At 61.5% G+C, this 26681-nt stretch carries 20 protein-coding genes; 15 read left to right on the top strand and 5 right to left on the bottom strand.

Going from position 1 to position 26681, the window contains the following annotated elements:
• Window positions 1–99 precede the first annotated feature (99 nt).
• The 6 genes from NIBR502773_RS01475 to NIBR502773_RS01500 all read left to right on the top strand — a co-directional run bounded on the left by NIBR502773_RS01475 (window position 100) and on the right by NIBR502773_RS01500 (window position 4939).
• Entirely contained in the window at window positions 100–600 is a 501-nt protein-coding gene (locus NIBR502773_RS01475; protein WP_141155155.1) for a DUF4822 domain-containing protein, read from the top strand.
• Window positions 601–673: 73 nt separating this feature from the next.
• The gene (locus tag NIBR502773_RS01480) at window positions 674–1084 is read left to right on the top strand and encodes a hypothetical protein (protein WP_141157814.1); all 411 of its coding nucleotides are present in this window, start codon (window positions 674–676) and stop codon (window positions 1082–1084) included.
• A gap of 275 nt (window positions 1085–1359) precedes the next feature.
• Window positions 1360–1884 (top strand): cysteine hydrolase family protein, encoded by a 525-nt coding sequence (locus NIBR502773_RS01485; protein ID WP_141155156.1) that lies wholly within the window; start codon window positions 1360–1362, stop codon window positions 1882–1884.
• A 126-nt stretch (window positions 1885–2010) separates the two neighbouring features.
• The gene (locus tag NIBR502773_RS01490) at window positions 2011–2964 is read left to right on the top strand and encodes a 2-hydroxyacid dehydrogenase (protein WP_027608556.1); all 954 of its coding nucleotides are present in this window, start codon (window positions 2011–2013) and stop codon (window positions 2962–2964) included.
• A gap of 129 nt (window positions 2965–3093) precedes the next feature.
• Window positions 3094–4161, top strand: a complete 1068-nt coding sequence (locus NIBR502773_RS01495) for a phosphotransferase family protein (protein WP_141155157.1) — start codon at window positions 3094–3096, stop codon at window positions 4159–4161.
• A 10-nt stretch (window positions 4162–4171) separates the two neighbouring features.
• Window positions 4172–4939, top strand: coding sequence for an SDR family oxidoreductase (locus tag NIBR502773_RS01500; RefSeq protein ID WP_027608558.1), 768 nt, complete (start codon window positions 4172–4174; stop codon window positions 4937–4939).
• Between the two features lie 48 nt (window positions 4940–4987).
• Here the strand turns inward: NIBR502773_RS01500 and NIBR502773_RS01505 are convergent, their stop codons facing one another.
• The 3 genes from NIBR502773_RS01505 to NIBR502773_RS01515 all read right to left on the bottom strand — a co-directional run bounded on the left by NIBR502773_RS01505 (window position 4988) and on the right by NIBR502773_RS01515 (window position 10831).
• Window positions 4988–6835, bottom strand: coding sequence for a hypothetical protein (locus NIBR502773_RS01505; RefSeq protein WP_141155158.1), 1848 nt, complete (start codon window positions 6833–6835; stop codon window positions 4988–4990).
• Between the two features lie 61 nt (window positions 6836–6896).
• Window positions 6897–10253, bottom strand: coding sequence for a calcium-binding protein (locus tag NIBR502773_RS01510; RefSeq protein WP_141155159.1), 3357 nt, complete (start codon window positions 10251–10253; stop codon window positions 6897–6899).
• Window positions 10254–10387: 134 nt separating this feature from the next.
• Window positions 10388–10831, bottom strand: coding sequence for a carboxymuconolactone decarboxylase family protein (locus NIBR502773_RS01515; RefSeq protein ID WP_141155160.1), 444 nt, complete (start codon window positions 10829–10831; stop codon window positions 10388–10390).
• Between the two features lie 145 nt (window positions 10832–10976).
• Between NIBR502773_RS01515 and NIBR502773_RS01520 the strand changes: the two genes are divergently transcribed.
• The 3 genes from NIBR502773_RS01520 (at window position 10977) to NIBR502773_RS01530 (ending at window position 13276) form a co-directional block, all read left to right on the top strand.
• Window positions 10977–12410, top strand: coding sequence for a PLP-dependent aminotransferase family protein (locus tag NIBR502773_RS01520; protein ID WP_141155161.1), 1434 nt, complete (start codon window positions 10977–10979; stop codon window positions 12408–12410).
• 85 nt (window positions 12411–12495) lie between these two features.
• The gene (locus NIBR502773_RS01525) at window positions 12496–12777 is read left to right on the top strand and encodes a putative quinol monooxygenase (protein ID WP_141155162.1); all 282 of its coding nucleotides are present in this window, start codon (window positions 12496–12498) and stop codon (window positions 12775–12777) included.
• A gap of 97 nt (window positions 12778–12874) precedes the next feature.
• Entirely contained in the window at window positions 12875–13276 is a 402-nt protein-coding gene (locus NIBR502773_RS01530) for a cupin domain-containing protein (RefSeq protein ID WP_141155163.1), read from the top strand.
• A gap of 55 nt (window positions 13277–13331) precedes the next feature.
• On the opposite strand, the gene NIBR502773_RS01535 is transcribed toward NIBR502773_RS01530, so the two are convergent.
• Entirely contained in the window at window positions 13332–13961 is a 630-nt protein-coding gene (locus NIBR502773_RS01535) for a DNA-3-methyladenine glycosylase I (protein WP_115488398.1), read from the bottom strand.
• 217 nt (window positions 13962–14178) lie between these two features.
• Here NIBR502773_RS01535 and NIBR502773_RS01540 point away from each other — a divergent pair, with 217 nt between their 5' ends.
• From NIBR502773_RS01540 to NIBR502773_RS01550, 3 genes are all read left to right on the top strand, one after another.
• Entirely contained in the window at window positions 14179–15504 is a 1326-nt protein-coding gene (locus NIBR502773_RS01540; protein ID WP_177414163.1) for a C4-dicarboxylate transporter DctA, read from the top strand.
• Between the two features lie 145 nt (window positions 15505–15649).
• Window positions 15650–16351, top strand: coding sequence for a FadR/GntR family transcriptional regulator (locus NIBR502773_RS01545; RefSeq protein ID WP_027608565.1), 702 nt, complete (start codon window positions 15650–15652; stop codon window positions 16349–16351).
• A 17-nt stretch (window positions 16352–16368) separates the two neighbouring features.
• Window positions 16369–17055: a GntR family transcriptional regulator gene (locus NIBR502773_RS01550; protein ID WP_141155165.1), complete on the top strand. Its 687-nt coding sequence runs from the start codon at window positions 16369–16371 to the stop codon at window positions 17053–17055.
• A 67-nt stretch (window positions 17056–17122) separates the two neighbouring features.
• Here NIBR502773_RS01550 and NIBR502773_RS01555 read toward each other — a convergent pair whose 3' ends face one another.
• Window positions 17123–21991: an NAD-glutamate dehydrogenase gene (locus NIBR502773_RS01555; protein ID WP_065942030.1), complete on the bottom strand. Its 4869-nt coding sequence runs from the start codon at window positions 21989–21991 to the stop codon at window positions 17123–17125.
• Between the two features lie 491 nt (window positions 21992–22482).
• Between NIBR502773_RS01555 and NIBR502773_RS01560 the strand changes: the two genes are divergently transcribed.
• The 3 genes from NIBR502773_RS01560 to NIBR502773_RS01570 all read left to right on the top strand — a co-directional run bounded on the left by NIBR502773_RS01560 (window position 22483) and on the right by NIBR502773_RS01570 (window position 26679).
• Window positions 22483–22836: a hypothetical protein gene (locus tag NIBR502773_RS01560; RefSeq protein WP_065927991.1), complete on the top strand. Its 354-nt coding sequence runs from the start codon at window positions 22483–22485 to the stop codon at window positions 22834–22836.
• Between the two features lie 218 nt (window positions 22837–23054).
• Window positions 23055–25532 carry a S8 family serine peptidase gene (locus NIBR502773_RS01565; protein ID WP_168208993.1) on the top strand — a complete coding sequence of 826 codons (2478 nt, stop codon included), beginning with the start codon at window positions 23055–23057 and terminating at the stop codon, window positions 25530–25532.
• 187 nt (window positions 25533–25719) lie between these two features.
• On the top strand, window positions 25720–26679 hold the full coding sequence (locus tag NIBR502773_RS01570; RefSeq protein WP_003174327.1) for a MoxR family ATPase: 960 nt from the start codon (window positions 25720–25722) through the stop codon (window positions 26677–26679).
• The last annotated feature ends 2 nt before the right edge of the window (window positions 26680–26681 follow it).

Raw genomic sequence — 26681 nt, forward strand, 5'->3', positions numbered from 1 at the left:
ACCCTACATAGCCATTGAGCAATCGCCAATAACCCAACTAACATCGCCCCGCTCCAATCGAAAAACAACATGCTTATTTAAAATAACAAGGATTCCAATATGCGAAGACTCACTGTTGTTTTTGCTGGTTTGTTGATCACGGGCCTACTCTGCTCGTCTGAAAGTTACGCCAGTCAAACCGCGTCTGAACATGACGCTCAAGCACTGGCTTCCTCGCCTCAATGGCTGACCACCAAGGTTTATATCGAAGGCGAGCCGGACACCGACGTCAAGGCCAGCTACCCCGGCGTGGTCGGCATATCGATGTGGGACCCGCAGCGCAATCGCTATGAGTTCTTCTACACCGATACCGGCCGCTCGAAACACGCCGATGGCGGCGGCGGTTACTTCCTGGTCACCGGCGATAAAAAGACCCATATCCTGGTCCCTGACGTTGGCCCGACCAGAACCATTGTCAGAAGGCTCGAAAAACTCGACGGCAGCGAATTCACTTATTCCCGCGAAGTGCCGCGCGATATGGTCAGCACTAACCCGCCCGTTCGAATTTATGTGGTACACGCCCCCTACACCGGCCCCATAAAGACAGTCATGTCGAACTGATTAAACATTCATGTTTAGTGATAAAACCGAATAACAAACAAGGCATCTGACAATGAATATGCGCAAACTGTTAATACCCGCACTGCTGGCCGCGACACTGTTACCCGGTGCAGCGACTGCGCAAACTTCAACAGCCCTTCCTGCAAAAAACGCTGCTGCCACAGCGGACAACGCCGTCATGTTGACCGTATTTCTTAAACACGATCAATCACGCCCGTTGAGCGAACTGAAACAACAACTGGCCAAGCAGGAGTTTCACAAGGTGTTCCCGCCTGCCGGGGTGGAAGTGCTGAGCTGGAACATCACCATGGGCATCGGGCAGGTCGTTGTGCTGCGCCTGCCGGCGTCGCGCCTGGCGGAAGTCAACCTGGCGATTGAAAACACCGCATGGGGGGTCTACACCACGGAATTCTTCCCCACCTACAATTTCATGCCCATCGCTCAGGCCGAGCAGGAAAAGGCACGACGTAGCCCCCCGCAGTGATCTTCTGCTGGCAGCAGCGCCCCTGTTCCGGCTGGGTCGCAACTTTTTCGGCACCTGATGCATTTGACAGCCTCGCCCCTGTCCCAGCATGATCGAGGCATGACCTTTTTCCAGCAGCTCCTCACCCGCACCACCACCACGACCGCTCCAGGCGGGTCGTGCGGTTGCCGTGGGTGCTCAAGCTAAACACCACCCAGATTCAACCCAAGGCCCCGCCAGCAATGGACGGGGCCTTTTTATTGCTCCGTCGACTGGCACTCACAAGGAGCAATACCATGGCTGATGCCCTGTTGATCATCGATATGCAAACCGGCTTGTACGATGGCCCCGACAAACCCTTTGAACGGGAGCGCGTGCTTGGCACCATCAACTCGTTGATCGGCCGCGCCCGTGAAGCCGGCGCGCCGATCCTGGTCGCCCGCCATACCGGCCCGACGGGCTCGCCGATAGCTGCGGGCAGTCCGAATTGGCAACTGTGGCGAGGGCTGCACGTAGACGAGACTCACGACCATCTGTTCGACAAAACCCGCCCCAGTTGCTTCCTGGGTACCGACCTGGCCCGACGACTGCGCGCCCTGGGGGTTAATCAACTGGTGATCGTCGGGATGAAAACCCAGTACTGCATCGACACCACCTGCCGCGTGGCGGTAGAGCTGGGCTTCTCGGTGATCGTGCCTGAAGACGCCCATACCTGCATGGACACCCCGGCGCTGAAGGCCGAGGCGATCATCGCGCATCACAATGCCACGCTGGCGGGGGCGTTTGGGCTGAGTGGGAAAGCGGCTGACGTCCGGTTCTGACCGGTACAAACTGCAGGAGCAAGCGTGCTCGCGCCTGCAGTCGTAGATTTTTCTACCCGGGCAAAACGCGCCCTCCTGCAAATCCCGCATACTGATGCCCTCAAACCCTTCAGGAAGAGCCTTCCGATGACCACCACTGTTCTGGTTCTGGTTGAAACCATCAATGAATACCTGCAAATCATCGAGAGCAACGACTTTCATGTGATCCTGGCGCCCACACCCAGCGAGCGCGCCCAGGCGATCAAGACCCATGGCGGGCAGATCAAGGCCGTACTGACCCGTGGCCCGCTGGGGCTGTATGCCGAGGAAATCGCCGCCCTGCCGCTGCTGGAGATCATCTGCGTGATCGGCGCCGGTTATGAGCATGTCGACCTGCAGGCCGCGAGCAATCGGGGCATCGTGGTCACCAATGGCGCCGGGGTGAATGCGCCATCGGTGGCCGACCACGCCATGGCGCTGCTGTTGTCGCTGGTGCGCGGCATTCCCCAGACGGACGCAGCGGTACGCCGCAGCGAATGGCCCAAGGTCATGCGCCCGTCCCTGGGCGGCAAGCAATTGGGCATCCTCGGGCTCGGCGCGGTGGGCCTGGAAATCGCCAAGCGCGCGGCCCTCGGCTTTGGCATGGAAGTGAGCTATCACAACCGCCAGCCGCGCGATGATGTGGACTACACCTACTGCGCCACGGCCGTGGAGCTGGCGCGCAGCTCGGATTTCCTGATCCTGGCCACGCCCGGCGGCGCCGGCACGCGCCACTTGATCGACCGCCACGCCCTGGACGCCCTCGGCCCGAACGGTTACCTGGTGAATATCGGCCGTGGCAGCGTGGTGGTCACCGCCGACCTGGTCACCGCCCTTGAACAACGCCGTATCGGGGGCGCGGCGCTGGACGTGTTCGACGATGAACCCAAGGTGCCGGATGCCCTCAAGCGCTTGAGCAATACCGTGCTCACGTCCCACGTGGCCGGCCTGTCTCCCGAGGCCGCCCACGACACCGTGCAGCGCGTGGCCGACAACCTGGTGGAATACTTTGCCGGCCGTCCGGTGCTCACCCCGGTTGTATTGCCCGCGCCCGAAAAATGACCGATCAGGCAGGCTGATCACCCTTCAACACGCTAACCTATTAAGCCGCCCCGACCTTGTCGCTGGGCGGTGGTGCGCATTAGATTAGGAAATAGTCCGACGCCTTTAGAATAAGCAGAAGGGATAAGCATGGCGCTTAACGACCAATCGACCCAGATTCGCCCAGGCGAAGAACTTGATGCCAACCTGATCGATCCCTACCTCAAGGCCCATATCCCTGGCCTGAGCGGCAGGCCCACGATCAGCCAGTTCCCCGGCGGTGCATCCAACCTCACCTACCTGCTGGAATACCCCGGCCAGGAATTCGTGCTGCGTCGCCCACCCTTTGGCCACAAGGCCAAGTCCGCCCACGACATGGGCCGCGAATACCGCATTCTCAACCAGCTCAAGGATGGTTTCCCGTATTGCCCCAAAGCCTATGTGCACTGCACCGACGCGTCGGTGATCGGGGCCGAGTTCTATGTGATGGAACGGGTCAACGGCATCATCCTGCGCTCCGACCTGCCCGCCGAACTGGGTCTGGATGCCACCCGGACCGAGGCGTTGTGCAAAAGCTTTATCGACAAGTTCGTCGAACTGCACCAGGTCGACTACCGCGCCTGCGGCCTGGCCGACCTGGGCAAACCTGAAGGTTATGTGGCACGCCAGATTGGTGGCTGGAGCGACCGCTACGAAAAAGCCCTGACCCCGGACGCCCCCAACTGGGAAAAGGTACGTGCCTGGCTCAACGACAAGATGCCCGCCGACCATCCCACCTCGAGCATCGTGCATAACGACTACCGCTTCGATAACGTGATCCTCGATCCGCATAACCCGATGCAGATCATCGGCGTGCTGGATTGGGAACTGACCACCCTCGGCGACCCGCTGATGGACCTGGGCAACACCCTCGCCTACTGGATCGAAGCCGACGACCCGGCGCCGGTGCAACTGATGCGCCGCCAGCCGAGCAATGCCCCCGGCATGCTCACCCGCCGCCAGTTCGTGGATTACTACGCTGAGCGCGCCGGGATCCAGATCGACAATTTCGACTTCTACTACACCTACGGCCTGTTCCGCCTGGCCGGCATCGTGCAGCAGATCTACTACCGTTTCTTCCACGGCCAGACCCAGGACAAACGCTTTGCGCAGTTCATCCACATGAACAAGCTGCTGGAGCAGATGAGCCTGAATGTCATCGGTAAATCAGCCCTCTAAGGAATCGCTAATGTCCAAGACCCACCTGTTCGACCTCGACGGCAAGATCGCCTTTGTGTCCGGCGCCAGCCGTGGCATCGGTGAAGCCATCGCCAAGCTGCTGGCCCAGCAAGGCGCCCACGTGATCGTCTCGAGCCGCAAGCTCGAAGGCTGCCAGCATGTGGCGGACGCGATCATCGCCGACGGCGGCAAGGCCACGGCGATTGCCTGCCATATCGGTGAAATGGAGCAGATTACCCAGGTGTTTGCCGGCATCCGCGAGCAGTTCGGCCGTCTGGATATCCTGGTCAACAATGCCGCGACCAACCCGCAGTTCTGCAACGTGCTGGACACCGACCTCGGCGCCTTCCAGAAGACCGTTGACGTGAACATTCGCGGTTACTTCTTCATGTCGGTGGAAGCCGGCAAGCTGATGCGCGAGAACGGCGGCGGCAGCATCATCAACGTCGCTTCGATCAACGGCATTTCGCCGGGCGTGTTCCAGGGCATCTACTCGGTGACCAAGGCCGCCGTGATCAACATGACCAAGGTGTTCGCCAAGGAATGCGCCGAATTCGGCATTCGTTGCAACGCCCTGCTGCCGGGCCTGACCGACACCAAGTTCGCCTCGGCGCTGGTGAAGAACGACGCGATCCTGAAAATGGCCCTGGCGCAGATCCCGCTCAAGCGCGTGGCCGACCCGAGCGAGATGGCCGGTGCGGTGCTGTACCTGGCCAGCGATGCGTCGAGCTACACCACCGGTGTGTCGCTGAATGTGGATGGCGGCTTCCTGTCCTGAACACGTGCCTGGGAGCAAGGGCGCTTGCTCCCAGGCATACCGGCACGGCTAGAAGTCCACGGGGCTCATGTCAATCTTGAACATGACAAGTTTGCCGTCCTTGGACGTCGCGCCTAATAACTTGAATAACTGGCCACGCCACAACGCGTCGGAAACGCGCCTGGCCGCCGGCGTATCGGGCTGGGATAACGCCAGCACTTGCCGCACCCAACTGTCGGTCATTTGACGTGAGCTTGTCGTCCCTCCCAGGCTGACGTTGGCAAGCTCGCCGGCGGAGGTATGACTGACATGCTTGGCTTCCAGAATGTAGATATCGCCTGCCGGGCCTTCAAACACCCGATCAAAGCCATTCTGTCCGCCTCCGTAGGTTCCGCCGGGAAGTACCGTATAGCCATCTTCCGTCAACCGGGCCTCATACATCGCTTCGTTCACTTCGCCCTTGCGCTTGTTGTCCCGGGCAGCGTCTTTTTCCCGCCACGTCTCAAGTAACGCCTCTTCGGCCAACGACCGTCTTCTATCGGGATAGTGCAGTTGCATGGTGCGGCTGATACGCGCCACATTGAAGTTTCCGTCTTTTGAGCACCTGACCGTGCCCAAACCTTGAAACCCGTCGTATATCGGCATCCCCGGAGGTAATGGACGTCGGCTTTCCAAGGCGCTGCAGATGGAAGCCAGACAGTCATACGGGTAACCGTTGCGCCAGATATAGGCATCGATCAGTCGACCTTTTTGCGCGGTTGGCGCACTGCGGACAGTCGGCTCGCAAAACCCGACTATTTGCCGCAAGTAGCCCTGCATGTAGTGATAAACCCGCTGGTCGATACTGCTGTTGGGCAGATCGACCGCCCCCACACGCCCGGCATAACCTTTGATATTCCGCGCCGCTTGAAAAAGATTCGAGAGTTGATCCACAGCCAGCATCGGCACCCAGCTATCGGGCGCGCCACCCATTTCAATAAAAATCCCTGCCCCGCCATGACCGCCTGCGTCCATCACCTTCCAACGCAGCCTTGCACTATCGAAGCTCACGGGGCAAAAACCTGTGTCCGCCGGCAAATAATGTCGGTTGTCGTTTAACCTGAACAGGCCTTCCGGTTCGATACGCCCGGCGTTTACCAGATTGCCTCCCGCCCCCACAGCAAACAGATGGGGTAGCGCATTCGGCACGGCACCTGATGGATTGCCATAATTGGCATCCATAAAATATTGCTCAGCCCCGATCATGAAGGCTCTCTTGCCCGGGAACGCCAGGGTGTTGGTGGGGGCGGGACTCACCGGCAACGTGTAAAGCCCCAGGTCCCATACCGGATCAATACGCTGGGTCGCCGACAAGCTCACACTGCTCAGTGGGGCGGTCAGCGAGGAAGACGAAGCACTGTGGCTCAGTGACGACGCCGATGAGCTATGACTCAGGCTCGGGGAAGACGAGGACGAACTGGCCGCAGGGTGACTGCGCCAGGTGTTCGTCTGCGGCACCCGATGCAGTGCCGGGCCTTGTGGCAAACGTGAATCCGGCGGTCTTTCACGCCATTCCCCGGTCTGCGGATCGCGCACCGCCAGGACGGTGGTGCCGTCGTCCAGGTTCAAGTAAGTGCGCGAATCATACTCACGCAACCCCGTAGCGGGATCAGGCGCCGGTATCGGGTCACCGAGGGCGGCGAAAATGGCCTCTCGGGTGACGGCGGGGGGCGTGGGCAGATCGGTCATGCGCTGATAAGTCGCGCTCGGAACCGCTGTGGATGGCGTGTTGCGCACGGGTATCGCCTCAGGCGGCAGGGGCCCGCCGGCAAAATCAACCACACGAAACGCGGTACGCGCGCTGGGTGCTGCGCCGCTGGGACGATCGACCGGACGCCCTGTAACCGGTGGTACGGAAGGGGAAGTAAATTGCTTCATAGAATGTCCTTGGACTATGTTGTTCAGCCACCCGTAAGAACCACCTCGGCTGCTGATGGGTTCAGGTTGAAACAGCCAGCTCCTCACTGGATAGCCGCCGATGCCTGTCAGCGTCCAGCCTCCAGCAATCCGCCATGACGTCGTAGTAAACGGTGCCCGTTGTCCCATCGGCCATGCCGATGCCGGTCACGTTGATGGTTGGCGTAAACACCGAGGCTCTTTGCCGGTGGTGACGCAAGGACTTCAACAGTTGCGCAATCGAACTATTGCCCGAGGCAGCGACCCTGGCCAGGTACACCTTGCCAAGGTCCAGCCTGACGTCGAAACGCCCGCCGTCCTTTGAATGAATCCGGATGTTTTCCAAGGGAACGTCGGGGTCGTCATACCGGGGGACCCGAATCGACACGCTGCCCACCTTGATGTGACCGGGGCTGACAACAATGCTGTCGAGCTGAATATCTTCCGCCAGCGCTGTACAAAAGAAGTCCCAGGTCGATGCATCGGACTCTTTACTCAGCGCCTGCGGTGTTGACAGCTCAACGATCGCCCAGGACGTCAGATAGATTTCGTACACCCCGCCCCGTCCGCATAACACACAGGTTGCCAGGTGAGGGGCCGCGCCCAGGTGCACCCGTTGTGAGTGAGCGGTCAGATTCAGGCTTTTAGGCCTGCGCGGCCTCAAGAACGGGTAATGCCCGTACCTCAGGTTCAGCGAAGCCATTGCGTCCTTGATTTTGTAACCCGGGCTGGCGAAATCACTGACGTAAGACTGCAGCGGCGGTAATAGCCGGTACGAAACACCGTCACGCATCACCACGACAAATTCAGCCTTCAACTTCAAGGCTGACGCCTGTAATGAACCGCCCACGCTCGTCCACGTCGCAGAGGGTTGCGCTGCGTATTCGTCCAGATACAGCGTGCGGCCATCAGCCCACTCAAACTTTATCTTCGCGCCTGTGTAATCCAGGTAGTCGAAGTGGCTCTGGCGTCGCGTGGCCACATGATAGGTCGTATACACCCCTGCCAATTCCTGACTGTCATAGTCCACATACACACAGCATCGGCCCTGCTCCTGGCTTGCATGCGCATCAATGGCCGTCATCCCGTGGCCGCGGCTGACAAAGTAGCTGGACGTGCCTGCCGCCAAGGCAACCGACTGACCGGGTCCCAGAATAATCGGGGAGATCCTGGGGCCGGGAGGCGCCAGCACTTCCATGCTCACCTGCGGCTCCCCGGTCGGGTCCAACGTTTCAGGCAACAAGGGCGCTATTCGATAGCCGTCCTGGGTGAGAAAGCTGAAAAGCGCGTTGGCCAGGTGGCGTTTACCCTCGCGTAGCGTGTAGACATTTTCGATCCCGACACAAGGGCCCGGCAGTTCACCGTCCAGCCCCAGAGTAGACGCCACCTTCAGAGCGTTGCCCGAGATCCACCAGCGTTGAATCCGGCTGAAGGGCCAGTTGAGCATGATGAGGCTGCGCTGCTGGCCGTCCTCCTCGATAACCACGTCCTTGGCGCTCTCAAGAATCTCGAAGTAATCGGCGCCTGGCCCGCCATTCACCCTAGCGCTGCCCCGCTGTATCAACAACTGGTCGTCTCCGGCCATTGCGTGGGCCTGGTCGTACTCTCCCTTCAGGACAATACGGTTGGCCTCGTTACTGCCGGTAATCACGCTGGAAGCGCCGGCAAGGGACGCAACATTTTCAATGCTCCACAACCCCATGCACTTGAGACCGTCGCGGCCATTGTCGGTCATCAACGTCACGCTGCCCGCCCCCAGGTTGACGTTGAAGCCTGCTGCACGCGGCGCCGTCGTCTCGCCGAGAAAGCTCAGGGTGTCAGCCCCGGTACCGCCCACCAACACCGAGATCGGCACCCGCCCTTCTGCGCCAGAAAAAGTATCCGGCGGTACCTCGAACATGAATTCGTCGTCCTGACTGCCGCCCACCAGGTGCTTGCGACCACCGCCATAGCGAAAGTGGTTCGGGCGATTCGGCACGCCCAACACCGAGTCATCCCCGCCACCCAGCAGCCAGAGCACACCTTTTTCGGGGCCCTTCGCCCCCCAGGTGGCCTCGGGCAATAGATCGACGGCCCCCTCCTTGCTCGCGTCGAAGTAGTCATCCACCTCATGGATGACCGGTTCACGCACCAGCGTGTGAGGGGACTCACCCGCCTGCTCATCCCATTGATGTTTCCAGTGCCGTATCGTCTGCAGGCGGACCTCGAACCTGCCATTGACGATGGCCTGCACACTGTTCTTCATCTCTGCGCCAAGCAATGCCCGGGCTTGGGCCTTGAGGCTTTCTGCGTAGGCACTGCGCGCGCGGCTGGTCTTGTAGCGATCGAGTACGCTGTCATCCAACTCCACACCGGCAAACGCGAACCAGCCAGTGCGCAGGCGCTCAAGGGTGCTCAACTCGATGTAATCATCGATCTCATCCACCACTCGACACGCGGCATAAATCCGCGCGCCGACAATCAGCACCGCTGCGGCGATAAGGCCCACGGGCCCTGCCGCGCCGAAGCCCGCCAACGCCGAGACGCCCAGTGCAAGACTGAGGGTTGCGCTGACGAGACTGAAACCGGCCTCGACATAGAGATCCTGTGCCTGTTTACCTTCTGCTTTCAACGCTTTTGAAAGCGCAATGACCGCCTGGGCAATGTCAAAAGGCACGGTCAATACCGAGGCGATCAATCCGGCACCACGGCGCAGCAGCAACCCCGCGCGTGATGCGCAGAACCCGCGATAAACCGTATGGCCGGCGCTCATCATTTTCTGGCCGATACGCTCCAACGCCAACTCCACGCCGAGGGACGCCACTTCTGCGGAAAAGGCGCCGCCCTCGAACAACAGCTCGCCCGTATCCCCCGTTCTGAGCGCTTCGCCTATGCCTCGAATGGCGCTGTAAAAACCGTAGAGCTGCAGCCCGGCGCCCAAGGTTTGCGCACTCCCGCTCCTGAGCTTATCGGCCCAGCCGGGCAGGCTTTCCGTGACACTCACGTCGTTGAGATTGACGCTCTGTACCCGCCGCAGCAGTCGATCGAGTTTGACAGTCGCCCCGTCCGAAGCATCAGGCGGGCTCAACATGCCGGGCGCCCACTCCGAACGCAATGACGCCAGTTCAAACAGTGCGGTGGTGGCCTGGTCACAGCTTTCACCGCTGGCGGACGTCAGATACGCCTTAAGGTGCACGGCAGAAAACGTGATCTGATCGATCAATGCCTGATCAGCTTCCTTGACGCGATACCGCTCCACATCAAGTTCCCCGCCCTCCAGGCGCGCGCCCATGTTATCCAGGGCCACGCGGCCAACCGCGGTCTCACCGATACCCATCGGCCCCCATGCAGTATCCAGATCCATCAAGGTCTGTTGACGCAGCGGTAAGACCGACGCGCCGTCGTCCTGCAACTCTTCCATTACGGCACTCCAGTCACTGACGAAGCACGCTTCGTCGTAATCAACGCGAACACCCTGTGCGCGCACTGCGTCGATACTGAAGTGTTGAGGCATGAACCTGGGGTGCATAGGTAGAGCGCGGGTGAATATCCCGCTCAAGCATTCGGCGGTTGCTGGCGAAAACTCACCGCCAGGCGGTTCCAGGCACTGATGCTGGAGACCGCCATGGTCAGGTCCACCAGTTCCTGTTCGCTGAATTCCTCGCGCACGGCGCTGAAGAGTTCGTCCGAAATACTGGAAGTCGGCAGCATCGCCACCGATTCGCACCAGGCCAATGCCGCCTTCTCCCGCGGCGTAAAGAACGGCGAGTCACGCCATACGCACAGCGCGAACAAGCGTCGCTCCGTTTCGCCGCGCTGACGCGCGGCCATCGAATGCATATCGGTGCAAAAGCCGCAGTGGTTGAGCTGCGAAACGCGGATCTTGATGAGTTCCAGCAGCGGCCGCTCGATGGACAGGCCAAAGGTGTTCGCCTCCAGCAGCAACATGCCCTTGAGCGCTTGCGGTGACGCGGTGTAGTAGTCCAGACGGGATTCCATGGGCAGTTCTCGGGCAATGACACCTCAGCCTAGAACTCTCACGGTGTAAGCCCTATAGCCAATCCGACGGTTTACCCAGGGACCATTTTGAGCGCACCTCGCGAGCGAGTAACCTTGGCGCAGAGCGAAGACCCCGGGATAAAACATGGAACTGCACGTCGTCATCAATGGCCGCAAGGATCTGGCCGAACAGCTGTACCAGCAGTTGCGCGAAGCCATTGGCTCCGGGCGCCTGGCCGCCGGTGCACAACTGCCGCCCAGCCGCTTGCTGGCCGAACAACTGGGGGTATCCCGCAAGACCGTATCCGACACCTACGCGACCCTGACCTACGAAGGCCTGCTGGTCGGCAAGACCGGCCGCGGCACCTTCGTCAACGCCCGTACGCCGCAGACCGAGCGCCTGCAAACCGCTACCGACCTGGCCTGCGCCGCCAACCTGGCGAAGTGGCAGTCACTGCCCTCGCCCATGCGCCACCCCACTCGCGACAGCACGTTGCGCTACGAATTTATCGGCGGCGCCACCAGCCGCAACCAGTTCCCCCAGGATGAATGGCGGCGCTGCACCCAGGACGCGTTGCGGCGCATCGCCCGGGACAGTGGATTCTACAGCCAGCCGGAAGGGTTGCTGGCCCTGCGCAGCGCCATCGCCGGGCATATCGCGTTTTCCCGTGGGGTCCAATGCCGCGACAGCGACATCGTGGTCACCAACGGCGCGCAGCAGGCCCTGGACCTCATCGCCCGCGTGGTGCTGGAACCGGGCAGCATCGTCGCCATGGAAGACCCCGGCTACAGCCCTGCACGCCAGTTATTCATGGCGATGGGCGCGCGGGTCATCGGTGTTCCCCTCGATGAGCAAGGCATCCAGGTCGACCGGATCCCCGATGGCACACGGCTGATCTACGTCACGCCCTCCCACCAGTTCCCCCTTGGCATGCCCATGAGCCTGCCACGTCGGGAAGCGCTGCTGGCGCGGGCCTTCGAGCTGGGTGCGATCATCATCGAGGACGACTACGACAGCGAGTTCCGCTACGAAGGCCGGCCCACCGACTCACTGCAAAGCATGGACAGCCGTGGCGTGGTCACCTACGTCGGCACCTTCTCCAAAACCCTGTTGCCCGAACTGCGCCTGGGTTATGCGGTGCTGCCGCCGGCGATCTACGGCGCGGTGCTCAAGGCCAAGCAATTGACCGACCAGCACAGCTCCACGTTGCCGCAATGGGCGCTGGCCAAGTTCATCAGCGAAGGGTATTTGCTCAAGCATATTCGCCGCTGCCACACCGTGTACGCCGGGCGCCGCGAGCGCATTTTACAGCGCCTGGCGGGCGACTTGTCGCCGTGGTTCGAAGCGGTGCCCACCGTGGCCGGGTTCCATATGGCGGCGTTGTGCAAAGTCCCGGTGAATATCCCGTTGCTGATGGCATTGGCGCGCCAGGTGGAAGTCGGCCTGTACCCGCTGGACGTGTTCTTCCACGACACGCCGGTGCGTTCGGGCCTGATCATCGGGTTTGGGGCCATCGAGACCCTCGATATCGACCCGGCGCTGGACAAGGTGCGCGATATTCTCCAGCAGATTGGCTAGGGGGTTTTCCGAGGGATTGGTCATTGGTCCTGGCGCGCCGAAGCTCTAGCCTGTGCGCTGACACCTGACCTCGGAGACTATCGCCATGCCAGACCGTGCCTTCAACACTGTTCATGTCCGCGCGGCTGCCGGGCGCTCCAGGGAACTGGGCGAGCGCCTGCGACAGATCGCCGAGCTCGTGCGCACCACCCCAGGCTGCCTCGATTACGCCGTACAGCGCAGCCCGGTGGATCCCGACCTCTGGACCGTCAATGGCTGCTGGGCCGGTGCCGAACCGCTCAACGCACACTTCGGGCTGCCAGCCCTGCAAGGCTTTATCGAGCTGGCCTCGGCAAACCTGGCGAGCCGGCTTGCGTTCGACCATTGATGAGATTGGCCTCCTGGCCTTCCCAGGGATTGGTCATTGGTAGCACCAAAGCCCAGGCGTACGGTGGACAGGTCTCGAACCACTCGGAAACCTCACCATGAAACGCCTGCTCGCCATCACCCTGATGCTCGCCTCAATCAGCGCCTTTGCCCACCCGCCGGTGTACAACCAGGAATCGATCAAGGTCCTGCAAGAACACCCGCTGCCCCAGGTACCCGGCAAGAAAACCCTTCTGCTCACCGTCGACTACGCCCCGGGCCAGGCCACCGTGCCCCACAGCCACACGGGCACGGCCGTGGCCTATGTGCTCGAAGGCGCGATTACCTCGCGGGTGAATGATGAGAAAGCCAGGACCTACACGGTTGGCGAATCGTTCTACGAGCCCGCGGGTTCGCGACACTTTGAATCCAGCAATGCCAGCCAGACCCAACCAGCCAGGCTGCTGGTAGTGATGGTGCTGGATGACAAGGCCGAGGTGCTGACCCCTCTTCCACACTAATCAGCCTCATCACCAATCAGCAGCATGGGTGAACCCCCCTCCCACCGTCAGCGGCTCACGGGCGCTTGAACTGGCGGCGCAGTTCTTCGATCTTTGGGCGGCACACGCACCCATCAAGGTGATCATTGACCATCCCCATCGCCTGCATCAGCGCATACATCGTGGTCGGCCCGACGAACGTCCAGCCGCGTTTCTTCAAGGCCTTGGACAGGCGCACCGAGGCCGGCGAGGTGGGATTGCCCGTCCAGTAAGCCAGGTCCACCACTGCCGGGCGCTCTTCAGGACCGGGTTCGAACGCCCACAACCACTGCGCCAGCGAGCCGGTCTCATCCACCAGCTCGCACGCCCGGCGGGCGTTGTTGATGGTGGAAACAATCTTCGCCCGATTACGCACGATGCCCGGGTCCTGCATCAACCGCGCGATATCCGCCTCGCCGTACTGCGCCACCCGGCGAAAATCAAAACCGTCGAATGCCGCCCTGAACGGCTCGCGCTTGCGCAGGATGGTGATCCAGGCCATGCCGGCCTGGAAGCCTTCCAGGCAGATCTTCTCGTACAGCTGAACATCATCCGCCACCGGTACGCCCCACTCGTGGTCGTGATAACGGGGGTATTCCGGCGCGGTCGAACGCCAGGCGCAGTGGGTCAGCCCGGTGTCGTCAGTGGTCAGTCCTGGTTTGTCCATCCATCACCTCATGTGCCAGGCGGCGGATGATAAGCGAAAAAATTTGCGCCCCGCCAACCGCTCAAGCATCAACCTTCGCGACCAACTGGTCAGACCGGGACCTGCCAACCGCCGATTTTTTACTTGTGATTTCAAAAATACCTGGCCTAGACTGGCGACGCACTGGACTTACCGGTATGACCACAACAATTAAGCCCTGGAACCACCAGGGCACCGAATAGAGATCCCTCCCATGCTCAGATGGTGCTCGCGTTCGATTTTCCTGCAAGTCGTGATTGGCCTGATGCTCGGCATCGTGTGCGGCCTGGCCCTTCCCGAGTTCTCCTCGCAACTCAAACCCCTGGGTGACGGCTTTATCAAGCTGATCAAGATGCTGATCGGCCTGATCGTGTTCTGCGTGGTGGTCAGTGGTATTTCCGGGGCCGGCGACTTGAAGAAGGTCGGGCGCATCGGCCTCAAGTCGGTGATCTACTTTGAAGTGCTCACCACCATCGCCCTGGTGATCGGCCTGGTCATGGCCTTCAGCACCGGGATCGGCACCGGCGCCAATATCCATCTGGAACAGCTCTCCTCCGCCGGTCTCAATGAACTGGCCGACAAGGGCCAGCACATCAAGGGCACCAGCCAGTTCCTGATGGACCTGATCCCCAACTCGGTGATCGGCGCCTTTGCCGACAACAATGTCCTGCAAGTGCTGCTGTTTTCGGTGCTGTTCGGCAGCGCGTTGAACCTGGTGGGCGAAGCGGCCTCCGGTATCACTCGGCTGATCAATGAACTGAGCCATGTGATTTTCCGCATCATGGGCATGATCGTGCGCCTGGCGCCCATCGGCGTGTTTGGTGCGATCGCCTTCACCACCAGCACCTACGGGCTGGACTCCCTGCAACACTTGGGCAGCCTGGTGGGCCTGTTCTACCTGACCTGCTTTGCCTTCGTCGCGCTGATCCTCGGCGTGGTAATGCGCCTGTCGGGCCTGCGCATGCTGCCGCTGCTCAAGTACCTGCGTGAAGAACTGCTGATCGTGATGGGCACCGCTTCCTCCGACGCGGTGCTGCCGCAGGTCATGCGCAAACTCGAACACCTGGGCATCGGCAGTTCCACCGTGGGCCTGGTGATTCCCACCGGGTACTCGTTCAACCTCGACGGTTTCTCGATCTACCTGACCCTGGCCATAGTGTTTATCGCCAACGCCACCGGCACGCCGCTGTCGATGACCGATCTGCTGACCATCCTGCTGGTGTCGCTGATCACCTCCAAGGGCGCCCACGGGATTCCCGGCTCGGCCCTGGTGATCCTGGCGGCGACGCTCACGGCAATCCCGGCGATTCCGGTGGTCGGTCTGGTGCTGGTGTTGGCGGTGGATTGGTTCATGGGCATCGGTCGCGCCTTGACCAACCTGATCGGCAACTGCGTCGCCACCGTGGCCATCGCGCGCTGGGAAAAAGACATTGATATCCAACGCGCCAACAAGGTGCTCGACGGCCAGCAAGGCTATGCCTTCCAGGCCAGGAAGCCGGTAGTGCCGGTCCACCAGGAATTCTAACGCTGTCTCATGGGCAACACTGGCTAATGTGGGAGGGGGCTTGCCCCCGATGAGGACGGTCAGTTGATCTATCTGTAACTGATCCACCGCTATCGGGGGCAAGCCCCCTCCCACACTGGATTCGCCCCATCAAGGAACCATCGACGTGATCAGCACCTCAACCGTCGTCAATTCAGTCGTAGAAAAACTCCGCGCCGCACTCAAGCAAGGTCAGTGGCGCCGGGGCGAAATGCTCCCGGGCCAGCGCGAACTGGCCGAACAGCTGGGCATCAGCCGCCCCAGCCTGCGCGAAGCGGTGATCGTGCTCGAAACCCTCGGCCTGGTGCGCTCCATGCCCGGTAAAGGTGTGGTCGTGCTGGAAACCAGCGTCAGCGAACCACAATCGAGCGACGCCGTGGCCGATGCCAGCCTCGAAGACATCCTGCAACTGCGCTACACCCTCGAACCCTTTATCGTCGGCCTGGTAGCCCAGTCCATCAGCAGCAAGGAAGTCGGCCAATTGCGCCTGACCCTGATGGACATGCGCGAAGCCCTGGATGCCGGTGACGCCGAAGCCGGCATGAACGCCTACCTCGATTTTCACGAAGAACTGTTCGCGCTCACCGCCAACCCGATCTTCCAGAACGTGGTGCAGCAAACCAGCACCGCCCTCAAGCAAAGCGCCCAGGTACTGCGCAATTCCCCCGAGCACCTGGCGGAACGCCTGCAGGAAAATGAAGCGGTGGTACGCGCCATCCGCAACAAGAACAGCGCCCTGGCCAGTGCCGAGATGCGTCGGCACATCCTCCAGGAAGGCCTGCGCATGGGCATTCACTTGAACATTCCGGACGACCATCTCGGCAACTGATTTTTTGGAGACAGGCCATGACCGCCCACGCCCTGCAACGCGATCCGATCATTCCTGCCCTGCGCCTGGTGGCCGGTAAAAAGCCTTCGGTGGACGACATCTACCCACGGTTGTTCGACGCCATCCTCGAACAGCGCATCGCCCCGTCCAGCCGCTTTACCGAAGAAGGCCTGGGCGAAACCTTTGGCGTCAGCCGCAGCGTGATTCGTCGGGTGCTGGCCAAGCTGTCCCACCAGCAAGTGGTCATCCTGCGCCCCAACCAGCGCGCCCAGGTCGCGGCGCCGGATGCCCAGCAGACGCGGCAGATTCTCGAAGCGCGGCGCATGACCGAAATCACGGTGGTGCAATTGGCCTGCGCCCACGCCACGCCCACGCAGATACGCCAGCTGCGCGAGCTGATAGCACGGGAACGCGACGGTAGGGAACGCAACCAGCGTGGGCCGGCGATTCGGTTGTCAGGGGAGTTTCACCTGCAATTGGCGCAGATGGCGGGTAACGCGCCGTTGGCGCAGTTTCTCAACAGCCTGGTGCCGTTGACGTCGTTGATCATTGCCCAATTCGAAGCGAAAGCCTTCACGTATTGCGCGTGGCAGGAGCATGTGGCGATTGTGGATGCGATTGAGCAGCGGGATGTGACTGCTGCGGTGGGCTTGATGACCCGGCACCTGGATCACCTGGAAAGCAAATTACTGAAACACCACTGACCTTCAGATAAATGAAGATCCAAATGTGGGAGGGAGCAAGCCCCCCCACATTGGTTTTACCCAGGCATCAAGCCGGTTGCAGCACCGATTGACCACTCAACGCCAGGTCCAACAGTTCACGGTTTGCCACCGCGTACATAGCGTAGTCCGTGCCGACCGCAGCACGGATTTCCACCATCATTGCGACCCAACGATCAGCCATGTCCTTGTGCTGCTCAAGCCACAGGGCCACGCGGGCTTCCATGTCCTGTGGCGCGTCGGCCATTTGCAGGACGGAAATGGTGATCGCCCGCTGCTGCCAATCCACATCGTCGCGGAACGCTTCGCGGGCCTGGGCCTGCCAGTTGTTGGCCACGGGCAGATCGCTGATCTGCTGCAGGTACCACGGCAGGTCCAGGGCGCTGCCGACGGCGAAGTAAGCCTTGGCCACTTCGGCGGCGTCATGCCCAGTCACATCAGCGGCTTCGATGATCGGCAGCAAGGTGTACAGGTGGGTCGTGCCTGCAACCATGCGCGCCAGCAACTCCGGCACGCCGGCTTCGGTGTAGGCCTGGTAGCGGGTCTGCCAGCCTTCGCGGGTCGGACCTTCCAGCAGTTCGTCGAGCTTGAGGCCCAGCGCGGCCAGGTGCGGACCGAAGTGCGCGGTGTCACGGCCGGCGTCCTGCTCGTTGCGACGGCTGCGCAGGAACCAGCGCGTGGCACGACGGCCCAGGCGCATCAGCTCATCCATCAACTGCAATTGCACGTCAGCGGAGACCTGGTGGTCCAGGGCTTCGATCTGGCGGAACCAGTGCGGGAGGTGGAAGATGTCGCGCACGATCACATAGGCGCCGGCCACGTTCGCCGGGCTCATGCCGGTCGACTCCTTGAGTCGCTGCACAAAGGTGATGCCCATGTGGTTGACCAGGTCGTTGGCGATCTGGGTGCTGACGATCTCGCGCTTCAGACGATGGCGACGCATGGCTTCGCCGAACTTGGCCACCAGGCTCGGTGGGAACGCGGTCTCCATGTCGCGGGTCAGGTAGTCGTCATCCGGTACCAGCGACTTGAGCAGCGCTTCCTTGAGGTCGATCTTGCTGTAGGAGATCAGCACCGACAGCTCCGGACGGGTCAGGCCCTTGCCGGTGGAAGCGCGCTCGGTGAGCTGCTCTTCGGTCGGCAGGTACTCGATGGCGCGGTCCAGCTTGCCACGGCCTTCCAGGTCGCTCATCAGGCGCTTGTACTCGGCGGCACGCTCGTAGGCACGGCGCGCGGCCAAGGACAGGGCCTGGGTCTGCTTGTAGTTGTTGCCCAACACCAGGCTGCCGACTTCGTCGGTCATGCTCGCCAGCAACTGGTTGCGTTGCTTGTCGGTCATGTCGCCGGCCTGCACCACTTCGTTGAGCAGGATCTTGATGTTCACTTCGTGGTCGGAGCAGTCCACACCACCGGCGTTGTCGATAAAGTCGGTGTTGGAGCCGCCGCCATTGAGACCGAACTCCACACGGCCCAACTGGGTCATGCCGAGGTTGCCGCCCTCGCCCACCACCTTGCAGCGCAGCTCGTTGCCGTTGACGCGCAGCGCGTCGTTGGCCTTGTCGCCTACATCGGCGTGGCTTTCGGTGCTGGCCTTGACGTAGGTACCGATACCGCCGTTCCACAACAGGTCCACCGGCGCCTTGAGCAAGGCGTTCAGCAGTTCGGTCGGAGTCAGCTTGTCGGCCGAAATGTCGAAGCGTTCCTTCATCTGTGGCGAGATGGCAATGCTCTTCGCGCTGCGCGAGAAGATACCGCCGCCTTCGGACATGATGCTGGTGTCGTAGTCGGTCCAGGCCGAACGCGGCAGCTCGAACATGCGCTGGCGCTCGACGAAGCTGGTGGCCGGGTTCGGGTTCGGGTCGATGAAGATATGCAGGTGGTTGAAGGCCGCGACCAGTTGCAGCTTGTCGGACATCAACAGGCCGTTACCAAACACGTCACCGGCCATATCGCCGACGCCCACCACGGTGATGCTGTCTTCCTGCACGTTGATACCGCGTTCACGGAAGTGACGCTGCACACCGACCCACGCGCCCTTGGCGGTGATGCCCATTTTCTTGTGGTCGTAACCGGCGGAACCACCGGAGGCGAACGCATCGCCCAGCCAGAAGCCGTAGTCGATGGCGATACCGTTGGCGATGTCGGAGAAGGTCGCGGTGCCCTTGTCCGCTGCTACCACCAGGTACGGGTCATCGTCGTCATGACGCACGACGTTGGCCGGCGGCACCAGAGCGCCGTCCTTGAGGTTGTCGGTGATGTCCAACAGGCCGGAGATGAAGATGCGGTAGCAGGCGATGCCCTCGGCCGCGATCTCGTCACGACTGCCGCCCAGTGGCAGGCGACGCGGCAGGAAGCCGCCCTTGGCGCCCACCGGCACGATCACCGAGTTCTTCACTTGCTGGGCTTTGACCAGGCCGAGCACTTCGGTACGGAAGTCCTCTTCACGGTCCGACCAGCGCAGGCCGCCACGGGCAACGTTGCCAAAGCGCAGGTGCACGCCTTCGACACGCGGCGAGTAGACGAAGATTTCAAACTTCGGCACCGGCTTGGGCAGCTCAGGGATCGCGCGCGGGTCGAACTTGAAGCTGAAGTACGACTTGTTCTGGCCGTTGGCGTCGGTCTGGTAGAAGTTGGTGCGCAGGGTGGCCTTGATCAGGTCCAGGTAGCGCCGCAGGATGCGGTCTTCGTTGAGCACCTGGACGTCGTCCAGGGCCGTGAGGATCGCTTGTTCCAGGCGTTGCTGCTTGTCTTCCAGGTCATCGGCGGTGAGCTTGCGCGCCAGGTAGAAACGGGTCTTGAACAACCGGGTCAACTCGCGGGCGATGTCGGTGTGGTTGTTCAGGGTGCTGGCGATGTAGCCGAGGTCGAAGCCCAGGCGGATCTGCTTCAGGTAGCGGGCGTAGGCACGCAGCAGCGCGACATCGCGCCATGGCAGGCCGGCGGTGAGTACCAGGCGGTTGAACGCATCGTTCTCGGCATCGCCATGCACGATGTGCACGAACGCGTCCTGCAGGGTGTCGTTGAGCTGCTGGATGTCCAGGTTCACGCCTTCGGCGGCGATGAACGCAAAATCGTGGATCCAGAACTCGCGGCCGTTGGCATGGCGCAGGCGGTACGGGAATTCACCCAGCACGCGCAGGCCGAGGTTTTCCAGGATCGGCAATACGTCGGACAGCGCCAGCGGGGTATCGGCGTGATACAGCTTGCAATGCAGCTCGCGCTGGCCGGACACCTGGCCCAGCGGCTGATAGAAGCTCATCACCAGCGGGTTGGCTTCGGTGAGGCTGAGCAGGTGCTGCATGTCGACCACAGCCGAATGCGCAGCGAAACGCTCGCGGTAGCCGGCCGGGAAGCCTTTCGGGAAATCCGCCAACACGTTGGTACCGTGGGCTTCGCCGAAGCTTTCCACCACCAGGCTGGAGTAGTCGTCCTGCCAGCTGCGGCAGGCCTGCACCACTTCTTTTTCCAGTTGCAGCGGGTCGATGTCCAGGCGGTTCTTCGGGTCGACCCGCAGAATCAGCTGCACGCGCGCCAGCACGGATTCGGAGAAGAAGGTCCAGAATTCGCAGTCCGAGGCTTTCAGGCGATCCATCAGCACTTGCTGGATCTTCTGGCGCACTTCGGTGGAATAAATGTCGCGTGGCACGTAGGCCAGGCAGTAGCAGAAACGACCGTACGGGTCTTTGCGCAGGAACACGCGGATCTTGTTGCGTTCCTGGATCTGCACGATCGACATCACGGTGCTGAACAGCTCGTCGACCGGGGTCTGGAACAGGTCGTCACGGGGCAGCACTTCAACGACTTGAGCAAGCTCCTTGCCCAGGTGCGCCTTGGCCTGGAAGCCCGAGCGGCGTTCGATTTCCGCGACCTTGCGGCGGATATACGGGATGACGCGCACGCTTTCGCCGTACACCGACGAGGTGTAGAGGCCCATGAAGCGGCATTCCTTGATCACCTTGCCGTCGGCATCGATCTGGCGGATCGACACGTAGTCCGGGTAAGCCGGGCGGTGTACACGGCTCGGGTGCGCGGCCTTGGCGAACGACAGCACGGTCGGCTCGCGCAGGTACGACACGGCGTAGTCTTCGATGCGCAGGTCGTCGGCGGTCAGGCCGGCGCGCAGCAGCTTGGTCAGACCGAGGAACGAGCCGGCGTCATATTCGATATGACCGCCGTCCGCCTCGTCACGTACCACAAACTCTTCATAGCCGAGGAAGGTGAAGTGGTTGCCCACCAGCCATTCCAGGAAGTTCTTGATCTCGGCTTTTTCTTCGCCGTCGATGCCGAACGGGCTGGCGTCGATACCGTCGAGCAGCTCCTGGACCTTGGCCTTCATCGGTTCGAAATCGGCCACGGCCACGCGCACTTCGCCCAGCACCTGCTCAAGCTCTTTGCTCAGCACGTTGAGTTCGGCGGCGTTGGCGCAGCGGTCGATTTCCAGGTACATCAGCGATTCTTGCTCGATGCCTTCGCCCTGGGTGCCCTTGGGCAGGATTTCCAGCAACTCGCCCTTGCTGCCACGGCGCACGCTGAGCACGGTGGTCTGCAGGGTGTGGATGCTGTAGCCACGGCGGTTCAGCTCGGTGCGTACCGAGTCCACCAGGAATGGCAGGTCATGGTGCAGCACTTCGACCGCGGTGTGGGTCGATTGCCAGCCATGACGTTCGTAATCGGGGTTGTAGACCCGCACTTGCGGTTGGGTGTGATCAAAGCGCTCAAGCAGGCGCCAGGCGGACAGGGTGCAACCGGCCAGGTCGGAAAGGCGACGCTGGGTCAGTTCGTCCAGGGAAATGATGCCGAAGAATTGTTCAGCGAACAGCGCCACTTGTGGCAGTGCCTGTTCACTGATGTGCTGCGCCAGTGCCGCTTGCAGTTGATGCTGGAAGTCGGCCTTGCTGGCTGCGGTGAAGAACGCCATCTGTGGTACTCCGCTTGGGCTTGTTATTGATGGAAGCGTCGCGTGTTATCCCCTGGTGGGGAGACCGTCAGCTCTGTTCGCAGGTAACGAGTTAAGCACCATAAACGAATCAGAGTGACAGGTGGGTGAAGCTGGACAAGACAATGAGGTCACATACAACTTCCATAAGATGCGCACCTTGCCGGGTGACGGTACGACGGGCAGGTCAGGCGCCTGGCACGTGCACATCCGTTGCGCAGCTTAACGAGTGTGGGAAGCCGGGTGCTTGCGGTGCTGCGACATATTCGGTCATCGGTACGCAGGCTTGGGGTTGCGACTTGGGCAACCCGGAATTCCCGGTGGAAAAACCGGCTATTTTTCCGCCCCGGAGTACCGAAAATGACTGGTATTGCCCGTCAGGTCATGCGCTGGATCTGACACAGGATGCAGCACAAAATTCGCCGCAATGGCACAATTGCCTACGCAACGCCCTACCCCAGACAGGATTCCCCATGCTGCAACTGAAAACCGACGCCCTGATGGCCACCCCGTGCGACGACGAAGAAGACAACATGGCCATGCTCTGCTGCCACGGCAGGAACGGCGAGATGTTCATGCTCACCCGCTACCCCGACGAAGACGAAGTGGAGCTGACCTGGGACTACGAGCCGTCGACCCTGGACGGGCTGAAAGTCACCCTCAGCGATACGACATTGCGGGTAGAGCTGGCGGCGGGCGATGCCGATGCACTGGGCGGCAAGGACCAATTGGAGATAACCCACGCCACCGCCGCAGCGGAGATGGCAGAAGTGGAACAAACCCTGCAGAACATTCTCAAGGGCACCGGCACCTACATCCGTGCCTGAATCGCACTGGCGCAGCCTTCACCGATGCCCTTGACCGTTGGTCGGTACTGTTATTTCTAACAGTACCCGGCCCCGTGTTTCCGGCCTTAGCTGAGCAAAGCAACGGTGACTGCACGGGTGCCTCGATGAAATCCATCAGCAAGTTTCTGGCTATTAGCCTTTTGGCCACGGCTTCATCAGCGCTGGCGGCATCCGCAGCCAACACTGACTATTCACACTTGATCCTTCTGATCAAAGACGACGGATCCAGGTCGCGAAATCTTCAGGACCTCGTCGACCCCTCCAGCACCTTCCAGCACCGCGTGCCCAACATCAAGCCGCTGGTAACGCCGAGCAAGGCCCGCACGCTGGCGGATGGAGAAGCCCTGCGCCGGCATCGACTGGACCGCTACTACATCGTCGACACCCGCCACTTGAGCCACAGGCAGGCTGACGCACTGCGCCAGCAACTCAAGCAAGACCCGGCCATCGAAGACGTCGACTTCGAACCCGTGGTGGAGGGCATGCATGAGGACAAGGCCGAACCTATCGCAGGCAGTGCGCGCGGCAGCATCCCGGACCATACCGGACGCCAGCACTACCTGCTCGGCCGACAAGCCGTTCCGCCCTACAAGATCGGCGGCGTGAATGCCGTGCAGGCCTGGAAGGTTCCCGGTGGCAAAGGCCAGAACATGCGGGTGACCTCTGCGGAAATAGATCATTGGGCCTACAACCACGTGGACCTGTCCAAACCTTTCCTGGAAGTCGATGCAGGGGCTCTAACCGGCCACCACGACACGGCCAGCGTCGGCATCATCGGCTCCAGGGACAACGGCTTCGGCACCACCGGCATCGTGCCCCATGCACAACTGGGCTATTCGCAATATGGCACCAGCCGCCTGATGCAGACCGCAGAACTGCTGAGCCCCGGCGATGTGGTGCAATTAGGCGTGCATCTGGCTTACACGTCCTTTCCAGCAGCCGTGTGCACCCAGAGCTGCTTTATGCCCATCGAGTACAACCCCACAGTGCGGGACATCATCACCTACATGACGATGGAAAAAGGTGTGCATGTCGTACTGGCTGCGGCAAACGGCAATATCAATCTGGATCACCCCTACTTCAACGGCTACTTTGATCGCAATAAATTCGATTCCGGCAGCATTTATGCTGGCGCCGTCACACCCACCACCGGCCTGAGAGCCTATTTCTCCCAATATGGCAGACGCGTCGACCTGTTCAGTTGGGGCGGCTCCGTCACCACGACGACCTGGAGCACCGCCAACCCCACCAGCGCCTATACCCACACCTACAGCGGCACCTCGTCCGCCAACCCGATCATTGCCGGGGTGATGGCATCGCTGCAAGGTGTGGCGCGGGCCAATGGCCTGGGCAATCTCGCCCCCAAGGAACTGCGCAGAATCCTCGTGGAGACCGGCTATCCACAGGCCAACGGCAACCGTACCGAAATTGGCGTGCAACCGGACCTGGAGGCCGCCATCCGCAAACTGCTTGCCGACGGCGTCGGCCAACCGCCCACGGGCCGGCTGGCCATCCCCGAGCAAGCCAAATCGGGAGAGACGTTCAACGGCCATGTCTATGCTGAATCGCCCACGCAAAAACCGTTGACCTATCGCTGGAATGCCGACGGGTTTACCCCTCCGGACGGGGATGGGCCGACCTTGTCATTGACCGCCCCGCCCGTAACCGCCGATACCCTGACCTCGATTTCCGTGGCGGTCTCCGACGGCACCCACACCCTCAACCTGAGGGAAAACATGACCATCAAGGCCCCTGACGAGCCTCCGGTCAGCGACTGCGCCGATCCCTGGATTGCGAGCAAGGTGTATGCCGTGGTCGGCGAAAAAGTCTCCTACAGCGGTTACAACTACCAAGTGGCGCACTGGACGCAAAACGCTCGCCCCGATCTGAACTTTGTTGAAACCGGCGCCGCCAAGCCCTGGCGGCGCCTGGGCACCTGCGGCAGCGGGCTGCCGGTCGCCAGGATCACTGGCCCCTCCAGTGTTGAAGCCGGCAAGGCGGTGCTGTTGTCGGGGGCCTCCTCCACGGGCCAAGGCTTGCGCTTCGCCTGGGCGGCCACTGGCTTCAACCCGGACTCTTCGGCGCAAGCATCCAGCAGCTTTATTGCTCCGAATACGGCGGGAACACGCGTCATCACTCTGACCGTCACCGATGAACGCGATCGCCGCGCGACGGCCAGCCACACCCTCACGGTGACCGCCGGCACCCCCGCCAACCGTCCACCCGTCGGCAGCCTGCAGGGCAGCGAAACGGTCGATTCGGGCAAGGCCGTGACCTTCATAGCCAACGCCAGCGACCCTGACGGCGATCCGATGAGCTACACCTGGACACGCCCGACCGGCTTCACCGGCACCATCGGCAATACCCGCAGCGTCACCCTCACCGCCCCTGCCGTCACCGGCGATACCCGCGTCATCGTCAGTGTCGTGGTCAGTGACGGGCGCGGCGGTACGCTGCGACTGGAAAAACCGATCACCGTCAAGGCCCCGCCACCTTCGGGCAGTTGTGGCGATATTCCGGCGTGGTCGCCCACCAAGGTGTATTCGACCTACGCAGAGTCGGTGTCGTACAACGGCATGGTCTACAAACAGAACTTCTACAGCCGCGACAAACGCCCGGATCTCAACTCTGCCGAGCACAGCCAGCCTTGGCATACCGGGGTGCCCTGCCGTTGAAGCAAAGGCGGTGAGCGGGCACGCCTGCTCGCCGCCCTTTGGGCCTCTCACACAATTTTCCTACAAGTTTTGCTAAAAATACCCCGCGTGCCGTTAGTCGCCACCCCCCGCCATGCATTAAAGTAGGCGCCCCAGGCTGTCGTTTGTTACATGACGCACAGGCTCATCTCTCCAGGAACCGTCATCGATGGAACATCGTGAAGCGCTGCTCGCGCTGCGAACCTTTCTTTCTACGCAGATTCTCGGCCAGGAAAAACTCATCGATCGCCTGCTGATCGCCCTGCTCGCCGACGGCCATATGCTGGTGGAAGGCGCGCCGGGCCTGGCCAAGACCAAGGCGATCAAAGAGCTGGCCGAAGGTATCGAAGCGCAGTTCCATCGTATCCAGTTCACCCCCGACCTGTTGCCCGCCGACATCACCGGCACCGAGATCTATCGCCCGGAAACCGGCAGTTTCGTGTTCCAGCAAGGGCCGATCTTCCACAACCTGGTGCTGGCGGACGAGATCAACCGCGCCCCGGCCAAGGTGCAATCGGCGCTGTTGGAGGCCATGGCCGAGCGCCAGGTCAGCGTCGGGCGCAGTACATACGACCTGTCCCCGCTGTTTCTGGTGATGGCCACGCAAAACCCCATCGAGCAGGAAGGCACCTACCCGCTGCCCGAGGCCCAGCTCGACCGTTTCCTGATGCACGTCAAGATCGGTTTCCCCGACGCCGCCGTCGAACGGCGCATCCTGCAACAGGCCCGTGGCGAAGCCCTCAACGGCGAAACCAAGCCCGAGCGCCGCGTCAGCCAGCAGGCGATCTTTGCCGCGCGCAAGGAAATCCTCGGCCTGTACATGGCCGATGCGGTGGAGGAATACCTGGTGCAACTGGTCATGGCCACGCGCACCCCGGCCAAGTTCGACCCGGAAATGGCCGAGTGGATCGCCTACGGCGCCAGCCCCCGTGGCTCCATCGCCCTGGATCGCTGCGCACGCGCCCATGCGTGGCTGGCCGGTCGCGACTTTGTCAGCCCGGAAGACATCCAGGCGGTGCTGTTCGACGTGCTGCGCCATCGCATCATCCTGTCGTTCGAAGCCGAAGCGGCCGGGATTGACCAGGACCGTGTGGTGCAACGCATTCTCGACGTCGTTGCCGTCGCTTGAAG

The organism is Pseudomonas sp. NIBRBAC000502773 (genome assembly GCF_006517195.1).
In the GTDB taxonomy this organism is placed as follows: Bacteria; Pseudomonadota; Gammaproteobacteria; order Pseudomonadales; family Pseudomonadaceae; genus Aquipseudomonas; species Aquipseudomonas marginalis.

Coding starts and splice junctions, on each gene's coding strand:
- NIBR502773_RS01510 (WP_141155159.1), bottom strand. CDS start 10,253: ATGGAAGAGTTGCAGGACGACGGCGCGTCGGTCTTACCGCTGCGTCAA.
- NIBR502773_RS01490 (WP_027608556.1), top strand. CDS start 2,011: ATGACCACCACTGTTCTGGTTCTGGTTGAAACCATCAATGAATACCTG.
- NIBR502773_RS01485 (WP_141155156.1), top strand. CDS start 1,360: ATGGCTGATGCCCTGTTGATCATCGATATGCAAACCGGCTTGTACGAT.
- NIBR502773_RS01500 (WP_027608558.1), top strand. CDS start 4,172: ATGTCCAAGACCCACCTGTTCGACCTCGACGGCAAGATCGCCTTTGTG.
- NIBR502773_RS01475 (WP_141155155.1), top strand. CDS start 100: ATGCGAAGACTCACTGTTGTTTTTGCTGGTTTGTTGATCACGGGCCTA.
- NIBR502773_RS01495 (WP_141155157.1), top strand. CDS start 3,094: ATGGCGCTTAACGACCAATCGACCCAGATTCGCCCAGGCGAAGAACTT.
- NIBR502773_RS01560 (WP_065927991.1), top strand. CDS start 22,483: ATGCTGCAACTGAAAACCGACGCCCTGATGGCCACCCCGTGCGACGAC.
- NIBR502773_RS01570 (WP_003174327.1), top strand. CDS start 25,720: ATGGAACATCGTGAAGCGCTGCTCGCGCTGCGAACCTTTCTTTCTACG.
- NIBR502773_RS01525 (WP_141155162.1), top strand. CDS start 12,496: ATGCCAGACCGTGCCTTCAACACTGTTCATGTCCGCGCGGCTGCCGGG.
- NIBR502773_RS01535 (WP_115488398.1), bottom strand. CDS start 13,961: ATGGACAAACCAGGACTGACCACTGACGACACCGGGCTGACCCACTGC.
- NIBR502773_RS01550 (WP_141155165.1), top strand. CDS start 16,369: ATGACCGCCCACGCCCTGCAACGCGATCCGATCATTCCTGCCCTGCGC.
- NIBR502773_RS01520 (WP_141155161.1), top strand. CDS start 10,977: ATGGAACTGCACGTCGTCATCAATGGCCGCAAGGATCTGGCCGAACAG.
- NIBR502773_RS01530 (WP_141155163.1), top strand. CDS start 12,875: ATGAAACGCCTGCTCGCCATCACCCTGATGCTCGCCTCAATCAGCGCC.
- NIBR502773_RS01555 (WP_065942030.1), bottom strand. CDS start 21,991: ATGGCGTTCTTCACCGCAGCCAGCAAGGCCGACTTCCAGCATCAACTG.
- NIBR502773_RS01515 (WP_141155160.1), bottom strand. CDS start 10,831: ATGGAATCCCGTCTGGACTACTACACCGCGTCACCGCAAGCGCTCAAG.
- NIBR502773_RS01505 (WP_141155158.1), bottom strand. CDS start 6,835: ATGAAGCAATTTACTTCCCCTTCCGTACCACCGGTTACAGGGCGTCCG.